At 66.8% G+C, this 14,112-nt stretch carries 16 protein-coding genes; 9 read left to right on the forward strand and 7 right to left on the reverse strand.

Going from position 1 to position 14,112, the window contains the following annotated elements; all coding sequences use genetic code 11:
• Window positions 1-182: 182 nt before the first annotated feature.
• From ASE22_RS18065 to ASE22_RS18095, 7 genes are all read left to right on the forward strand, one after another.
• A complete protein-coding gene (locus tag ASE22_RS18065) occupies window positions 183-863 on the forward strand; it encodes a Crp/Fnr family transcriptional regulator (protein ID WP_082545337.1) in 681 nt (226 codons plus the stop codon).
• 132 nt (window positions 864-995) lie between these two features.
• Window positions 996-1,259 (forward strand): hypothetical protein, encoded by a 264-nt coding sequence (locus ASE22_RS18070; protein WP_056362967.1) that lies wholly within the window; start codon window positions 996-998, stop codon window positions 1,257-1,259.
• A 113-nt stretch (window positions 1,260-1,372) separates the two neighbouring features.
• Window positions 1,373-1,825, forward strand: a complete 453-nt coding sequence (locus ASE22_RS18075) for a MaoC family dehydratase (protein WP_056362970.1) — start codon at window positions 1,373-1,375, stop codon at window positions 1,823-1,825.
• 93 nt (window positions 1,826-1,918) lie between these two features.
• Window positions 1,919-2,209, forward strand: coding sequence for a hypothetical protein (locus ASE22_RS18080; protein ID WP_056362973.1), 291 nt, complete (start codon window positions 1,919-1,921; stop codon window positions 2,207-2,209).
• A 302-nt stretch (window positions 2,210-2,511) separates the two neighbouring features.
• Window positions 2,512-2,718 (forward strand): cold-shock protein, encoded by a 207-nt coding sequence (locus tag ASE22_RS18085; protein WP_056362976.1) that lies wholly within the window; start codon window positions 2,512-2,514, stop codon window positions 2,716-2,718.
• 152 nt (window positions 2,719-2,870) lie between these two features.
• The gene (locus ASE22_RS18090) at window positions 2,871-3,065 is read left to right on the forward strand and encodes a hypothetical protein (RefSeq protein WP_443028908.1); all 195 of its coding nucleotides are present in this window, start codon (window positions 2,871-2,873) and stop codon (window positions 3,063-3,065) included.
• Between the two features lie 95 nt (window positions 3,066-3,160).
• Window positions 3,161-3,991 (forward strand): NYN domain-containing protein, encoded by an 831-nt coding sequence (locus ASE22_RS18095; RefSeq protein WP_056362981.1) that lies wholly within the window; start codon window positions 3,161-3,163, stop codon window positions 3,989-3,991.
• Between the two features lie 73 nt (window positions 3,992-4,064).
• On the opposite strand, the gene ASE22_RS18100 is transcribed toward ASE22_RS18095, so the two are convergent.
• Both ASE22_RS18100 and ASE22_RS18105 read right to left on the reverse strand, forming a co-directional pair.
• Window positions 4,065-4,715 (reverse strand): 3-oxoacid CoA-transferase subunit B, encoded by a 651-nt coding sequence (locus ASE22_RS18100; RefSeq protein ID WP_156397161.1) that lies wholly within the window; start codon window positions 4,713-4,715, stop codon window positions 4,065-4,067.
• Window positions 4,715-5,422: a CoA transferase subunit A gene (locus ASE22_RS18105; RefSeq protein WP_056362988.1), complete on the reverse strand. Its 708-nt coding sequence runs from the start codon at window positions 5,420-5,422 to the stop codon at window positions 4,715-4,717. The genes ASE22_RS18100 and ASE22_RS18105 overlap by 1 nt, the downstream gene beginning before the upstream one ends.
• 87 nt (window positions 5,423-5,509) lie before the next feature.
• On the opposite strand from ASE22_RS18105, the gene ASE22_RS18110 reads away from it, so the two are divergent.
• On the forward strand, window positions 5,510-6,418 hold the full coding sequence (locus ASE22_RS18110) for a LysR family transcriptional regulator (protein ID WP_056362991.1): 909 nt from the start codon (window positions 5,510-5,512) through the stop codon (window positions 6,416-6,418).
• Here the strand turns inward: ASE22_RS18110 and cobA are convergent.
• The 4 genes from cobA to nirB are packed head-to-tail and all read right to left on the reverse strand — an operon-like array spanning window position 6,370 to window position 12,556.
• On the reverse strand, window positions 6,370-7,155 hold the full coding sequence (gene cobA, locus ASE22_RS18115) for a uroporphyrinogen-III C-methyltransferase (protein ID WP_056362994.1): 786 nt from the start codon (window positions 7,153-7,155) through the stop codon (window positions 6,370-6,372). The two genes, ASE22_RS18110 and cobA, sit on opposite strands and share 49 nt — an antisense overlap.
• The gene (locus ASE22_RS18120) at window positions 7,142-9,769 is read right to left on the reverse strand and encodes a nitrate reductase (protein WP_056362997.1); all 2,628 of its coding nucleotides are present in this window, start codon (window positions 9,767-9,769) and stop codon (window positions 7,142-7,144) included. The genes cobA and ASE22_RS18120 overlap by 14 nt, the downstream gene beginning before the upstream one ends.
• Window positions 9,770-9,782: 13 nt before the next feature.
• Complete coding sequence (gene nirD, locus ASE22_RS18125; protein ID WP_056364071.1) at window positions 9,783-10,133, reverse strand: nitrite reductase small subunit NirD; 351 nt, start codon at window positions 10,131-10,133, stop codon at window positions 9,783-9,785.
• Window positions 10,134-10,138: 5 nt separating this feature from the next.
• Complete coding sequence (nirB, locus tag ASE22_RS18130) at window positions 10,139-12,556, reverse strand: nitrite reductase large subunit NirB (RefSeq protein WP_235538185.1); 2,418 nt, start codon at window positions 12,554-12,556, stop codon at window positions 10,139-10,141.
• Between nirB and ASE22_RS27710 the strand changes: the two genes are divergently transcribed.
• Complete coding sequence (locus tag ASE22_RS27710) at window positions 12,473-12,877, forward strand: hypothetical protein (RefSeq protein ID WP_235538186.1); 405 nt, start codon at window positions 12,473-12,475, stop codon at window positions 12,875-12,877. The two genes, nirB and ASE22_RS27710, sit on opposite strands and share 84 nt — an antisense overlap.
• On the opposite strand, the gene ASE22_RS18135 is transcribed toward ASE22_RS27710, so the two are convergent.
• Window positions 12,878-14,083, reverse strand: a complete 1,206-nt coding sequence (locus tag ASE22_RS18135) for a hypothetical protein (protein WP_056363000.1) — start codon at window positions 14,081-14,083, stop codon at window positions 12,878-12,880.
• Window positions 14,084-14,112 lie beyond the last annotated feature (29 nt).

Here is a 14,112-nt window from a genome sequence, read left to right on the forward strand (position 1 = left end):
ACCCTTGGATTACAAGGAAGTTGCAAATCCTTCCGCAAAACTAACCTAGGGCAATCTCATTCCCGACGTTCCGGATTAGGAGGGTCGCCATCGATCATGCGGGGCCGGTCGGATGGCCGCCGGCTTTGGGGGTGACGATACAGGGAATGATTACGGACAAGTTCCTCAAGGGACGCCGGGGCATGACGCTTGAACCCGCAGAGCGCACCGCGATCGAGAAGGCCATTAGCGAGATCAAGTCACTCCCGCCCCGCACGGTGATGATCGAGGCGGGCGAGGCCCTGCGGCACAGCGCCTTCATCATCGATGGGCTGATGTGCCGCACCATCACCGATCGCGACGGCCTGCGCCAGTTCGTCGGCCTGCACCTGCCGGGCGACTTCGTCGACCTGCACAGCTACGCCCTCACCTATCTCGAACATGACATCGCCTCGGTGACGCAGACACAGGTGGCGATCGTCCCGCACGATCGGATGCACGCCCTGGTCGCGGATACCACGCTCGCCCGCAAGCTGTGGTTCTCGACCCTGCTCGACGCCGCCATGCACCGCGCCTGGCTGTTCCGGCTCGGCCGCCTCGATGCGATGGGCCGGGTCGCGCATTTCCTGTGCGAGACCAACGCCCGGTTACGCGCGGTAGGCCTCAGCGACGGACGGCGCTTCGCGCTGGACCTGACCCAGAACGACTTCGCCGAAATCTGCGGGGTGACGAGTATCCACATGAACCGCATCCTGCGCCAATTGCGCGAAGAGGGGCTGTGCGTCGTGCGATCGTCCCAGGTCGAGATACTCCGTCCCGACTGGTTGGCAGCGCGCGGCCAGTTCGATTCCGCCTATCTCTATCTGGATCCCGGAGCGGTCTGAAACATTGCCGACGACGACATCGGCCTGCCAGTACTAATCTGCATCATATCGGTTCGTTCCCGAAATGGGCTAGCCTCGCACGGTTGCACGTGGGGCTTGCCGTTACGGCAGCTCGCAGCCGTCTGGAGTTCCATGTCCCTGATACTCGGCACGCGTCTCGACGGAAGCAGCCGTCCCGGCTTCCATGCATGGCTCGACGGGGAGACCGCCATCGTCGAACTCGATAGCGGCGCGATGTTGAAGCTTGCCGAACGTGCAACCGACGCCAAGCTGAGCAACATCCTCGAGGAAAAGAGGGAAAGGATCAGCGAAGCGGCGATGCGCCTGGCGCGTGAAGGCTTTGCCGCGCGCGGCGGCAGGGGGATCGAGATCCTCGTCACCGCGCTCGATCTTTGAAGGCACTGTCCCGCCCATAGGCGCCGCCTATGCAATGCCTCGCGGCATTTCGATTTTTCAATGACGGCCGCGTGGGATACATCGCCCCTGCTGATCGAGAGGGAGGATGCGCAATGGCCGGGCGGTGGTTTGACGAATGGCAGGTCGGCGACAGCCTGCAGCACGAGATTCGCCGCACGGTGACCGAAACCGACAACCTGCTTTTCTCGACGATGACGCATAATCCGCAGCCGTTGCACATCGACCTGGAGGCGGCGAAGGCGAGCGAGTTCGGCCAGATCCTCGTCAACGGCACCTTCACCTTCGCGCTGATGGTCGGCCTTTCGGTCGGCGACACCACGCTCGGCACGCTCGTCGCCAACCTCGGCTACGACAAGCTGGTAATGCCCAAGCCGGTATTCATCGGCGATACGATGCACGCTGAATCCGAGGTGGTCGAGCTGCGCCAATCCCGCTCGCGGCCCGACGCGGGGATCGTCACCTTCCGCCACAGACTGATCAACCAGCGCGACGAAGTGGTCTGCGAATGCCTGCGCTCGGCACTGCTGCGCAGCAAGCCCGCCTGACGCTATCACGGCGGGTCGGCAGTGCCGTCTTTCAAGGGTTTCGATGGACGCTGAGCCCCATCGCGCGCGCCGGCCGCTATCAGCAGGGTTGCAATGCGGCGCTTTATCCTCTCTCAGCAGGAGCAGCTAATCGATCACGGCTCGGAGTTGGTATTCATTATGGCGTTTCAGATTAAGAGGAAGGGGCCCGGCAAAGCCGACCTCCTGACCGAAGATAAGTATGAAGATGCGATTCACACCGCGCATCGGCTCATTCAGGAGCGCGTCCCGAAGACGCGGACGACGGTGACGAACCTCAAGACCGGCGAGACCCTCAGCCAGGACGATATCGAGGAGGCGGCGCTGTCCGTCGGCGCGCCCAAGCGTCGGTCCGCCAACGGCTGACGCCGTGGATGTGATCGCCGCCGCCACCGCATCCTTGCCGGCGGCATGACGTCTTCACCGACGCGTGGCTACGGGTTTCGGCCGCGACAACAATGACATGCGCCGGCGACCCGCGGACCCGATGCCGGGGGTCCGCCGGTGCCGGCTTCACATTCTGCAGAAATTGTCCTATATATGCGGAGCTGACGTCGCATTCGACGGATTTTGGCCGCTCTGGTCGCCTTATCCCCTTGTAGCCTCGAAAAGCCGGCACGCGCCGCTCGTGGCGCATGTCCGTTACGCATGGGATAAGGAACACCCATATGATCACTGGAACCGTCAAATTCTTCAACGCCGACAAGGGCTATGGCTTCATCGCTCCTGAAGGCGGCGGCGGCGACGCCTTTGTGCATATCTCGGCCGTGGAACGGGCGGGGATGCACACGCTCGATAAGGATCAGCGCGTCTCCTATGAACTCGAGACCGATAATCGCGGCAAGACCTCGGCGGTCAACCTGCAGGCGGCTTGAGGGTCGGATGGGCGGGCATAGACAATATGCCCGCCCTTTCGCCATTCGGAACCCCGTCGCGCTGGCGCAATGTGGGCCGGTCCTCGCCTGGCCTGCGGAAAAGCCCGCGGCCACGAACGCATATTCAAGGAAATTCCATGTCCAGAGTACCCGTGAAACCGTTCTTGATCACCAAGGACGAGAATGGTGAGTTTCGTCTGACGGTGCGCAGGACCTGGTACAATTCGCAAAATTACCCGCTGGTCGATTCCAAGCTGCAGGACGAAGTCTTCAAGTCGATGAATGCCGCCCGGGCCTTCGCCCGCGAGCATTTCGGCGCTGAAGCGGGCCAGTACGCGCGCGCCTGAAGCGACGCGCGCTGGCCGGCGACCGGGCGGCGGACGATGGATCATGGTCGCGGTAGCTGTTGCGCCTGCGGTCGCGAGGACGCAAAGGTCGGGGAATGAGCACTGACCCGACCTCGAATCCGACGCCCAACCGCCGCATCGCGCTGTTGATCGATGCCGACAATGTGTCGCACGCAAAAATCGCTGCGATCCTTGCGGAGCTGTCGAGATACGGCACCGCGAACATCCGTCGAGCCTATGGCGACTGGGCAAGTGCGGGACTGAAGGGCTGGAAGGACAAGCTTCACGCCTTTGCCATCCGGCCCATCCAGCAGTTCAGCTATTCGACCGGCAAGAACGCCACCGACATCGCGCTCGTCATCGATGCGATGGAGTTGCTCTACACCCAGGACCTCGATGCCTTCTGCATAGCGTCCAGCGATGCGGACTTCACGCCCCTCGTGATGCAGCTCAAGGCCAATGGGCACGACGTCTACGGCTTCGGCGAGCGCAAGACACCCGAGCCCTTCGTGAACGCCTGCACCACCTTTCTCTACCTCGACAGCCTTGTCGACGCGGAAGCGCAGCCGCCCGCGGCCAGCCGGCGGCGGCCGGCGAACGAGCCGCGCAAGGCCGAAGTGACCGAGGAGCCCAAGCCGGAGCCAACCGCCAACACGAAGCGATCGCTCGCGCAGGACGCGCGTCTGGTCATCGCTCTTCGCGGCGGCGTCGAGGCGGCGGAACGCGAGGACGGCTGGGCATTGCTGTCCACCGCCGGCAGCGCTGCCAAGCGGCAGGCGCCGATCGACCCGCGCAACTACGGGGTCAAGAACTTCCCCGCGCTCTTCGAAGCGATAGGGCTGTTCGAGATCGTGAAGGGCGAGAATGGCCTGCCCTATGTGGCCGACAAGCGGAACAAGGACCGCACCCCGCGGCCGACCATGTAAGAAACCACGATCGGCCAAAGAAAAGGCCCCGGCCGATCGACCGGGGCCTTCGCCACGCAGCTCTGAAGCCGGTTCAGCTCACATAATGCGCGGTCGTCTTGGCCGCGATCTCCTCGGCGGTGACGCCAGGAGCGATCTCGATCAGCTTGAACGGCGCGTTGTGATCGGGGCGCTGGAACACCGCCAGGTCGGTCACGATCATGTCGACGACGTTCTTGCCGGTCAGCGGCAGGGTGCAGGCCGGGATGAACTTGGGACTGCCGTCCTTGGCGTTGTGCTCCATGACGACGATGATCTTCTTGACGCCGGCGACGAGGTCCATCGCGCCGCCCATGCCCTTGATCATCTTGCCGGGGATCATCCAGTTGGCGATGTCGCCGCCTTCCGACACTTCCATCGCGCCGAGCACGGTCAGGTCGATATGTCCGCCGCGGATCATCGCGAAGCTGTCGGCCGAGGAGAAATAGCTCGACGAGGGCAACTGGCTGATCGTCTGCTTGCCGGCGTTGATCAGGTCGGGATCGACTTCGTCGTCATAGGGGAACGGGCCGATGCCGAGCATGCCGTTCTCCGACTGCAGGGTGACGGTCATCCCGGCGGGGATGTTGTTCGCGACGAGGGTCGGGATACCGATGCCGAGGTTGACGTAGAAGCCGTCCTGCAGCTCCTTGGCGGCGCGCGCCGCCATCTGGTTGCGATCCCAGCCCTTGCTTTCCTGGGCCATCATGCGGTCTCCCTCGCGCGCGTGGTGCGGAACTCGATCTTCTTGTCGTAAGGCGCGCCCAGAAAGAGGCGCTTCACGTAGATGCTCGGCAGGTGGACGTGGTCGGGGTCTATGCTGCCGACCGGCACGATCTCCTCGACCTCGGCCACGCAGACCTTGCCCGAGGTCGCCGCCGGATGGTTGAAGTTGCGCGCGGTCTTGTTGAAGATCAGGTTACCGCTCTCGTCGGCCTTCCAGCCCTTGACGATCGCCAGGTCCGAGCGGATGCCGCGCTCGAGCACATAGGTCTCGCCGTCGAAATCCTTGGTTTCCTTGCCCTCGGCGACCAGCGTGCCGACGCCGGTCTTGGTGTAGAATCCCGGGATGCCGGCGCCGCCGGCGCGCAGCCGTTCGGCCAGCGTGCCCTGCGGGCAGAACTCGACCTCGAGCTCGCCCGCCAGATATTGCCGCTCGAACTCCTTGTTCTCGCCGACATAGGAGCTGATCATCTTGCGGATCTGGCGGGTGCGCAACAGCTTGCCCAGCCCCTCGCCGTCGATGCCGGCATTGTTGGAGGCGACCGTCAGGTCCTTCACGCCCGATGCGACGATCGCGTCGATCAGCCGTTCCGGGATACCGCATAGGCCGAAGCCACCCGCGGAGATCGTCATTCCGTCGAACAGTAGTCCATCGAGCGCCGCTGCGGCGTCCGGGTAAATCTTGGTCATGGAAGGCTCCTCCCTCGCAAGGGGGCTAGAGGACCGAAATCATAAAATCCAATTGTAGTTTTCTTGGGTTATTCATAACCAACTTATATGAGACGGATTTCACTCTACCATCTCGAAACGCTGTTGTGGATCAGCCGCCTCGGCACGTTCGGCGCGGCGGCGGAACGGCTCAACACCACCCAGCCGGCGGTGTCGGCGCGTATCCGCGAACTGGAGAACCAGATCGGCTTCCGCCTGTTCGAGCGCGCCGGCCGCAACATGGCGCTGACCGTGCGCGGGCGCGAATTCGTGCGCGAATGCGAGCCGCTCTGGACGTCGATCGAGCGCACCTTCCTGCAATCGGGCCGGTTCGAGGGCGCATCGGGCATCGTCCGCATCGGCGCTGGGGAGATCGCGGCGGCGACCTGCCTGCCGCCGTTTTTCACCGGGCTGAAGACGGACATGCCGCGCGTGACCTTCGAGGTCGAGATCGACCTGTCGCATGGCCTGCTCCAGAAACTGCTCGGCGCCAATTGCGACCTGATCTTCCTGGCCGGCCCGGTCGTCAGCCCCAATATCGAGACCGCGCCGATCGGCTCGGTCGACCTGGTGTGGATCGCGAGCCCGACGCTGGACAAGGCGCAGGGCCTGGACGGCCCCTCCCCCGCCCTCTGGCTGCTCCACCGTCATTCGCCGATTCACGGCGTCGCGCGAGCGAGCCTCGAGGCAGCCGGGCACGGCGATGCGACGATCAACAGCTGCAACAATGTCCGCTCGCTGATCGACATCGTGCTGGCGGGGGGCGGAATCAGCTTCGTGCCGGAGATCATGGTGCGCGACCATCTTCGGCGCGGCACCCTGGTCCGCCTGCGGCCCGAACTCGACCGCTCGATCCTCTTCCAGGCGGCGATCCGGGCGCAGGAACGCGATCCGCTGATCCGCGACATCTTCGGGCGCACGGCGGCGCTTCAGATCGCGGGCACCTCGGCACCCGTGGCGGGAACGTGCTCGCGATAATCGTCGCCGACGGCCTCGCCGATCAGCAGCAGCGCGGGATCATTGGCACCGATCGTCTCGACCAGGAAGGACAGCGACGACAGGCGGCCCCGGATAATCCGCTCGTCGGGGCAGGAGACGTTCGCCAGCACCATCACCGGGGTCGCCGGATCGCGCCCCGCGCCGATCAGCCGGCGCGCGATCTCGGGTGCAGCGGCGCGCCCCATATAGACGGCGAGCGTGCCGTCGCGCCCCGCCAGCGCCGTCCAGTCGAGGTCGAGCGCCTCCCCCGCCCGTGCATGCGCGGTGACGAAGGTGAGGCTGCGCGCCAGCCCCCGCAGGGTGAGCGAGATGCGCGCGGCCGCCGCCGCCGCGCTCGCCGCCGTGATACCCGGGCAGATATCGACGCGAATGCCATGCTCCGCGAGATGGCCGACCTCCTCCATCGAGCGGCCGAAGATCGACGGATCGCCGCCCTTGAGCCGCACCACCCGGCGCCCGGCAAGGGCGGCCGCGAGCAGCAGGTCGTTGATCGTCTCCTGCGCCTTCGAATGCCGGCCCGAGCGCTTGCCGACGCTGACCCGCTCGACATGGCCAGGGATGAGCGCCAGCACCCCCGCCCCCACCAGCGCATCGTGGAAGACGATGTCGGCGGCGGCGAGCAGCCGCTCGGCCTTGCGGGTCAGCAGATCGGGATCGCCGGGCCCGGCGCCGACCAGCCAGACGCTGCCCGGGGCGATCGTCTCATTCGGCGGCATGGATCTTCTCCCTGGAACAGGCCGCATCGGCGAGGAGCCTGGCAAGCGCGGGCCGACAGGACCCGCAATTGGTGCCGGCGCCCAGCGCCTGGCCGATCGCCGCGACATCGACCAGCTGGCGCTCGGCGATCGCCGCGACGATCGTTTTCATCCCGACATCGAAGCAGGAACAGACGATCGCCCCGCGATCGAGCGCCACCCCCGGCGCGCGCCCGGCGAGGAGGGTCGGTGCAACCTGGGGCGCTTCGAGCTGAGCGATCAGCCAGTCGCGCGAAGGAAGTTCCCCCGTGCGAGTCAGGAACAGCACCGCCGCGAGCCGATCGTCGCGGATCACCGCGATCCGCCGGGTCCCGCGCGCCGGGTCGACCGCCTCGATCCGGTCGCCGGCGGGCAGGAAGGCGTCGATGGTCTTATCCTCGCCGATCCCGGCAAGCTCGTAGAGCGACCCGCCGGTGACGGTGATGCGGGTCGCCCAGAGGCAATCGGGCAGCCCGCCGATACCGGCTTCCCCGCGCAGGATCAGGAAGGCGCGCCATTCGATCGCGACCTTTTCGAGCCGCGCAGGCGTCGACTTGAAGCCCGGCTGGCCCGAATGCGGATCGGTCAGCGGGCGCGGCAGCAGGCCGGCACGGCCGCCGGTCGACTGGCGATCGGTCCAGTGGATCGGGGCGAAGACCTCGCCGCGTCGCTGCGCCTCGCTGGTTGCCACGCGGAACAGGCTCTCGCCCTGCGGGGTCGCGACGCGGGCGATGTCGCCATCGTCGAGGCCGAGCCGCTCGGCGTCATAAGGATTGATCTCGACCAGCGGCTCCTCGCGGTGGCGGGCAAGCTTCGGCGACAGGCCGGTGCGGGTCATCGTATGCCACTGGTCCCGATAGCGGCCGGTATTGAGCGTCAGTGGCCAGCCCCGAAGCGGCTCGGCGATCACCGCCTGCACCACCGAGACGAGCCGCGCCTTCCCGTCCGGCGTCGGGAAACGGCCATCGGCGAAGGGCCGCTCAAGCCAGCGCCACGGCTCCATCCCGGCATAGGCCGGGTTGCCGATCGCGGCATGGCGGGCGATGTCGAACAGCCGCGTGCCCCGGTTCTCATAGGCCGAAAGCCGGGCATGTTCGCGATAGATGTCGGCCGGCCGTTCATAGTTGAAGGCGCTGGCCCAGCCCATCCGCCGGGCGACCTCCGCCATGATCCACCAGTCGGGCCTCGCCTCGCCCGGGAGCGGCAGCATCGGCCGCTGGCGGCTGATCCGCCGCTCGCTGTTGGTGACGGTGCCGTCCTTCTCTCCCCAGGCCGCGGCGGGCAGGCGGACATGGGCGAAGCGCGCGCTGTCGGTATCGGCGACGACATCGGAAACCACCACGAAGGGGCAGGCCGCAAGCGCCTCGCGAACCCGCCCGGCATCAGGCATGCTCACCGCGGGGTTGGTCGCCATGATCCAGATCGCCTTGATCCGCCCTTCCCCGACCGCGCGGAACATGTCGACCGCCTTCAGGCCGGGCCGGTTCGCCATGCGCGGCGCCGACCAGAAGCGGCCGACCCGCGCGACGGTGTCGGGCGCGAAATCCATGTGCGCGGCCAGCGTCGAGGCGAGACCGCCGACCTCGCGCCCGCCCATCGCATTGGGCTGGCCGGTGATCGAGAAGGGCGCGGCACCCGGCTTGCCGATCCGGCCGGTGGCGAGGTGGACGTTGACGATCGCGTTGACCTGGTCGGTGCCCCGCAGCGCCTGGTTGATGCCTTGGCTGAACAGGGTGAGGGTGCGGGGATTGGCCGCGAACAGATCGTAGAAGCGCAGCAGTTGCTCCGGCGCGACGTCGCAGGTCTTCGCCACCGACCAGAGATCGCTGCCCTGTCCGATCATGTCCCAGAAGCCCTGCGGCACCGAGACGCTGGCGTCGAGAAAGGCCTCGTCGACCAGCCCGGCGCGCAGGCAGTGGAACAGCAGGCCGTTCATCAGCGCGACGTCGCTGCCGGGGCGTATCGGCAGGTGCAGGTCGGCATCCTCGCAGGTCTCGGTCCGGCGCGGGTCGATCACCACCAGCCTGGCGCCGCGCGCCGCGCGGGTCGCCTGGATGCGCTGATAGACGATCGGATGGCACCAGGCCGTGTTCGACCCGACCAGCACGAACAGGTCGGCCTCGTCGAGATCGTCATAGCTGGCGGAGACGATATCCTCGCCAAACGCCCGGACATGGCCGGCGACCGCGCTCGACATGCACAGCCTCGAATTGGTGTCGATGTTGGCCGAGCCGATGAAGCCCTTCATCAGTTTGTTGGCGACATAATAATCCTCGGTCAGAAGCTGGCCCGAGACGTAGAAGGCGACGCTGTCGGGCCCATGCCGCGCGATCGTCTCCTGGAAGCGCCGGGCGACGAGGTCGAGCGCCTTGTCCCACCCCGCCCGCTTCTCGCCGATCATCGGATGGAGCAGCCGCCCCGACAGGCCGACCGTCTCGCCGAGCTGGGTGCCCTTCGAGCAGAGCCGGCCGCGATTGGCGGGGTGATCGGGATCGCCCGCGATCGCGACGGTGCGATCGCCGGTCCGCGCCGCCAGCACGCCGCAGCCGACGCCGCAATAGGGGCAGGTCGTTCGGACCGGCACCGCCTCGGTCATGCCGCCGCGCCGATCATGCCGCGGCCAGCGTCGTCAGCATCGCGATGCGCGAGATCAGCACCCGGCCTGCGTCGACCCGCACCGGGATGGTGGGCACGCAGCCCTCGTCCTCGCCGAGCGCCTCGCCGGTCGCCAGCGAGATGCGCCAGTTGTGCAGCGGGCAGGCCACGGCGTCGCCATGGACGATGCCCTGGCTGAGCGGTCCCTGCTTGTGCGGGCAGCGGTTGACCAGCGCATAGACCTTGCCGCCACTGGTGTGGAATATCGCGATCTCCTCGCCCCCTGCCCCCATCTTGATCGTGCGCGCGCCGCGCAGCGGGATCTCGCCGAGCGCGCCGACATCGATCCAGTCTCCGGTCATCATCATGGTCACTCCGCAGCCAGCAGTTGGACGGGGCGGAACTCGCCCAGATGCGCATGCTGCTCGCGATCGGCGCCGCCGGCGCGCGCGGCCCAGGGATCGTCCTGCGAGAAGCTCTGCGAGAAGAGGAAGCGCGCGGTCAGCGCCTCGCGGCCGACCTCGTCGTCGACGATCCGGCGGCGGACATAGTCGATGCCGACCCGCTCTATCCACGGCGCGGTACGTTCCAGATACCAGGCATCCTCGCGGTAGAGCTGGATGAAGGCCGCACAGTGATCGAGCGCCTGCTGTTCGGTCGAAACCTTGCAGAGGAAATCGGTCGCGCGGACCTTGATGCCGCCATTGCCGCCGACATGCAGTTCATAACCCGAGTCCACGCAGACGATGCCGAAGTCCTTGATCGTCGCCTCGGCGCAATTGCGCGGGCAGCCCGACACCGCGATCTTGAACTTGTGCGGCATCCACGAGCCCCAGCTCATCTTCTCCGCCTGGACGCCGAGCCCGGTCGAGTCCTGGGTGCCGAAGCGGCACCATTCGGAACCGACGCAGGTCTTCACCGTGCGCAGCGCCTTCCCGTAGGCATGGCCCGACACCATCCCGGCGGCGTTGAGATCGGCCCAGACCGCGGGCAGGTCCTCCTTCCTTATCCCGAAGATGTCGAGCCGCTGGCCGCCGGTCACCTTGACCATCGGCGCGTTGTACTTCTCCACCACGTCGGCGATCGCGCGCAGCTCGCGCGGGTTGGTCAGCCCGCCCCACATGCGCGGCACCACCGAATAGGTGCCGTCCTTCTGGATGTTGGCGTGGAGGCGTTCGTTGACGAAGCGGCTCTGCTGGTCGTCGACATAGGCGCCGGGCCAGGCGCAGAGCAGGTAATAGTTGAGCGCCGGGCGACAGGAGGAGCAGCCGTCGGGGGTCGTCCAGTGCAGCTTCTGCATCACCTCGGGGATCGAGCGCAGCTCCTGCGCGACGATCTCCCGGCGGACGTCGTCATGGGTGAAGCTGCTGCACTTGCAGATCGTCTTCGGTCCGGCTTCCACCGCGTCGCCCAGCGCGAGCGCGAGAAGCTTCTCGACGAGGCCGGTGCAGGACCCGCAGCTCGCCGACGCCTTGCAGGTCGCCCGCACCGCATCGAGGCTGCACGCCCCCGCCTGGATCGAGGCGACCACCTTGCCCTTGCTGACGCCGTTGCAGCCGCAGATCTCGGCATCGTCCGAGAGCGCCGCAACGGCCGCCTTAGGGTCCGCCTGCCCCCCTCCCTGGGCGAAGGCCTGTCCGAAGATGATGACGTCGCGGATCGGGGCGACATCCTCGCCCTTCCTCAGCAGGTCGAAATACCAGCCGCCGTCGGCGGTATCGCCATAGAGCACCGCGCCGACCACCCGGTCCTCGCGCAGTACCACCCGCTTGTAGACCCCGCGCGCCGCATCGCGCAGGACGATGTCCTCGGCACCGTCGCCGCCGGCGAAATCGCCCGCCGAGAAGACGTCGATCCCGGAGACCTTGAGTTTGGTCGAAGTGACCGAGCCGCGATAGCCGGTCGGCTGCGCGACGAGCCCGTCGGCCAGCGCGCGGCACATCTCCCACAGTGGCGCGACGAGGCCGTAGACCTGCCCGTCATGTTCGATGCATTCGCCGACCGCGAGGATTGCCGGATCGCTGGTCACCATATGGTCGTCGACCTGGACGCCGCGCCCGACCGCCAGCCCTGCCGCGCGCGCCAGCGCGGTCGAGGGGCGGATGCCGACCGCCATCACCACGAGGCTGGCGGGAATGGTCCGGCCGTCCTTCAGCTTCACGCCCTCGACCCTGCCGTCGCCCACGATCTCGGCGGTGTCGGCGCCGGTCAGGATGGTCTGGCCGCGCGCCTCCAATTCGGTCTTCAGCAGCCAGCCGGCGGCCTCGTCGAGCTGCCGTTCCATCAGGGTCGGCATCAGGTGGATCACCGTCACCTTCATCCCGCGCAGGGTCAGGCCGTGCGCGGCTTCGAGGCCGAGCAGGCCGCCGCCGATCACCACCGCGTCGCCGCCCTTGCCGGCCGCGGCCAGCATCGCGTCGACATCCTTCATGTCGCGGAAGCTGACAACGCCGGGGAGATCCCTGCCAGGCACCGGGATGATGAAGGGATCGGAACCGGTCGCGATCAGCAGCCGGTCATAGCCGACCGTCCGGCCGCTTTCGGACGTCACCGTCCGGGCCGCACGGTCGATTGCCGCCACCGGGTCCCCGGCGACCAGCTCGATACCGTTGTCGGCATACCAGGCGGCATCGTTGATCACGATCTCGGCGAAGCTCTTTTCGCCCGCGAGCAGCGGCGAGAGCATGATGCGGTTGTAGTTCACATGTGGCTCGGCGCCGAAGATGGTGATGCGGAACCGGCCCGGGTCCCGCGCCAGTATCTCCTCGACCGCGCGGCAACCCGCCATCCCGTTGCCGATGACGACGAGGCGCTGCACATCGCCTCGCCTCGGGCCATCGTCGCGTTCGTCGGGGCCGATGCCCGTGCCTTGGAAATCCATCTTCAAGCTCCAGAAACTAAAAAGGCCGCCATGCGGACGCTGGAAATCCAGCGCCTGCATGGCGGCCTTGCCATCATCGTGAACCGGCGATCCGCCGGGGCGATGTGCCCGCGGCATCCGACCCTGGATGCCGTGGACGATGTTCGATCGGACGACCTTGCCCGTTCGAAAGCGAGGATGGCGCGAATCGCGCCGCCGCTCAAGTGGTTATTTTGCACTGCGGCATAGTCAGAAGGTCCAGTCCGCCTGCAGCCAGAATTTGTCGGTGTCGGCGGCGAAGCGCTTCGCCCGGTAATCGGCATAGCGAGCGCCGATGGTGGTGCGGCCGAGCTTCGCCGTGACCATCAGATCGAACTCGTCGCCATAATGGATATCGAGCCGATCGCTGTCGAAGCGGTGCCACGCCGCCTGGACCGACAGCAGGTCGAGCCCCGCCACCTTCTTCCAGCCATAGCCCGCCCCGGCATGGAGATCGCGGACGCCATTGGGCGGCGTGGTCAGGAATTTGTCGGCCCAGCCCTGGAATTTGAAGCCGGTCGCCAGTGGCGTCTGGAAACTGGTCAGCGCCGCGCCGTGGCTGGCGCCGAGTATCTCATAGCCGAGGTCGAGCTTGAGCGCGGCGATGTCGAGGGTCGCGTCGGCCAGATAATAGTCGGCGCGATAGTCGTTGGGATTGCGATGCCAGTCGCTCTGCCGGGCATAGCCCAGCTGGTAGGTCAGCTTGACCGTACGACCGAGCGGACGGCTCCCCGCGAGGCGCGCGCCATAGGTCTGGCTCGACAGCGCGAAGCCCTGCACCGCCGCCTCGTCCTGGTCGACGAGATAGGCGAAGCCGCTCAGCGTGCCGACCGGCGTGGCATAGCCAACGCTTGCAAAGACATTGTCGCCCGACACCGCCTGCTGTTTCGCGCCCCGCCCGTCGATCCCCCAGATGCTGCGCACCGACCAGGCATAGCTGACATCGACCTTCAGCCGGGGACGTGCGCTCCATTCGATCCGCAGCGCATCGAAGGTCTGGCCATTGTCGCGGAAGCCCACCGCGCCGACAAAACGCTCGTCGTCGATCGCGATGCGCTGGCGCCCGGCCGTGACCGCCAGGGCTTTGGTCTTGTAGCGAAGCTGCGCGCGGTACAGGCCGATCGACTGCGGATCGGCCACCAGCGGCCGGGTTGCGGCGCCGTGCAGCCCGTCGAAATAGGCATCGACCGCCGCCAGCGTGCCCTGACCCTCGACCAGCGCCGACCATGGCCCGCTGCCGGCCTGCAAGCCGCCACGCAGGCGCAGGGTCAGGGCGTCGGCCGTGTCGGCCAGGCCGTCCTGGTCGACATGTTCGTGACGGATACGGGCATCGACCAGCGGCGTGAGGACGATGTCTCCGGCACAGGCCGGCCCTGCGGCGGCCAGCACGGCCGCCGTCGCTATGGTGTTCTTCATGGAAAACCCCTTCGGATGCGGGCGCCGCC

The sequence above is a fragment of the Sphingomonas sp. Root720 genome, assembly GCF_001428605.1.
Taxonomy (GTDB): domain Bacteria; phylum Pseudomonadota; class Alphaproteobacteria; order Sphingomonadales; family Sphingomonadaceae; genus Rhizorhabdus.

Coding starts and splice junctions, on each gene's coding strand:
- ASE22_RS18065 (WP_082545337.1), top strand. CDS start 183: ATGACGCTTGAACCCGCAGAGCGCACCGCGATCGAGAAGGCCATTAGC.
- ASE22_RS18070 (WP_056362967.1), top strand. CDS start 996: ATGTCCCTGATACTCGGCACGCGTCTCGACGGAAGCAGCCGTCCCGGC.
- ASE22_RS18075 (WP_056362970.1), top strand. CDS start 1,373: ATGGCCGGGCGGTGGTTTGACGAATGGCAGGTCGGCGACAGCCTGCAG.
- ASE22_RS18080 (WP_056362973.1), top strand. CDS start 1,919: ATGCGGCGCTTTATCCTCTCTCAGCAGGAGCAGCTAATCGATCACGGC.
- ASE22_RS18085 (WP_056362976.1), top strand. CDS start 2,512: ATGATCACTGGAACCGTCAAATTCTTCAACGCCGACAAGGGCTATGGC.
- ASE22_RS18095 (WP_056362981.1), top strand. CDS start 3,161: ATGAGCACTGACCCGACCTCGAATCCGACGCCCAACCGCCGCATCGCG.
- ASE22_RS18100 (WP_156397161.1), bottom strand. CDS start 4,715: ATGGCCCAGGAAAGCAAGGGCTGGGATCGCAACCAGATGGCGGCGCGC.
- ASE22_RS18105 (WP_056362988.1), bottom strand. CDS start 5,422: ATGACCAAGATTTACCCGGACGCCGCAGCGGCGCTCGATGGACTACTG.
- ASE22_RS18110 (WP_056362991.1), top strand. CDS start 5,510: ATGAGACGGATTTCACTCTACCATCTCGAAACGCTGTTGTGGATCAGC.
- cobA (WP_056362994.1), bottom strand. CDS start 7,155: ATGCCGCCGAATGAGACGATCGCCCCGGGCAGCGTCTGGCTGGTCGGC.
- ASE22_RS18120 (WP_056362997.1), bottom strand. CDS start 9,769: ATGACCGAGGCGGTGCCGGTCCGAACGACCTGCCCCTATTGCGGCGTC.
- nirD (WP_056364071.1), bottom strand. CDS start 10,133: ATGATGACCGGAGACTGGATCGATGTCGGCGCGCTCGGCGAGATCCCG.
- ASE22_RS27710 (WP_235538186.1), top strand. CDS start 12,473: ATGTGGCTCGGCGCCGAAGATGGTGATGCGGAACCGGCCCGGGTCCCG.
- nirB (WP_235538185.1), bottom strand. CDS start 12,556: ATGGCGGGTTGCCGCGCGGTCGAGGAGATACTGGCGCGGGACCCGGGC.
- ASE22_RS18135 (WP_056363000.1), bottom strand. CDS start 14,083: ATGAAGAACACCATAGCGACGGCGGCCGTGCTGGCCGCCGCAGGGCCG.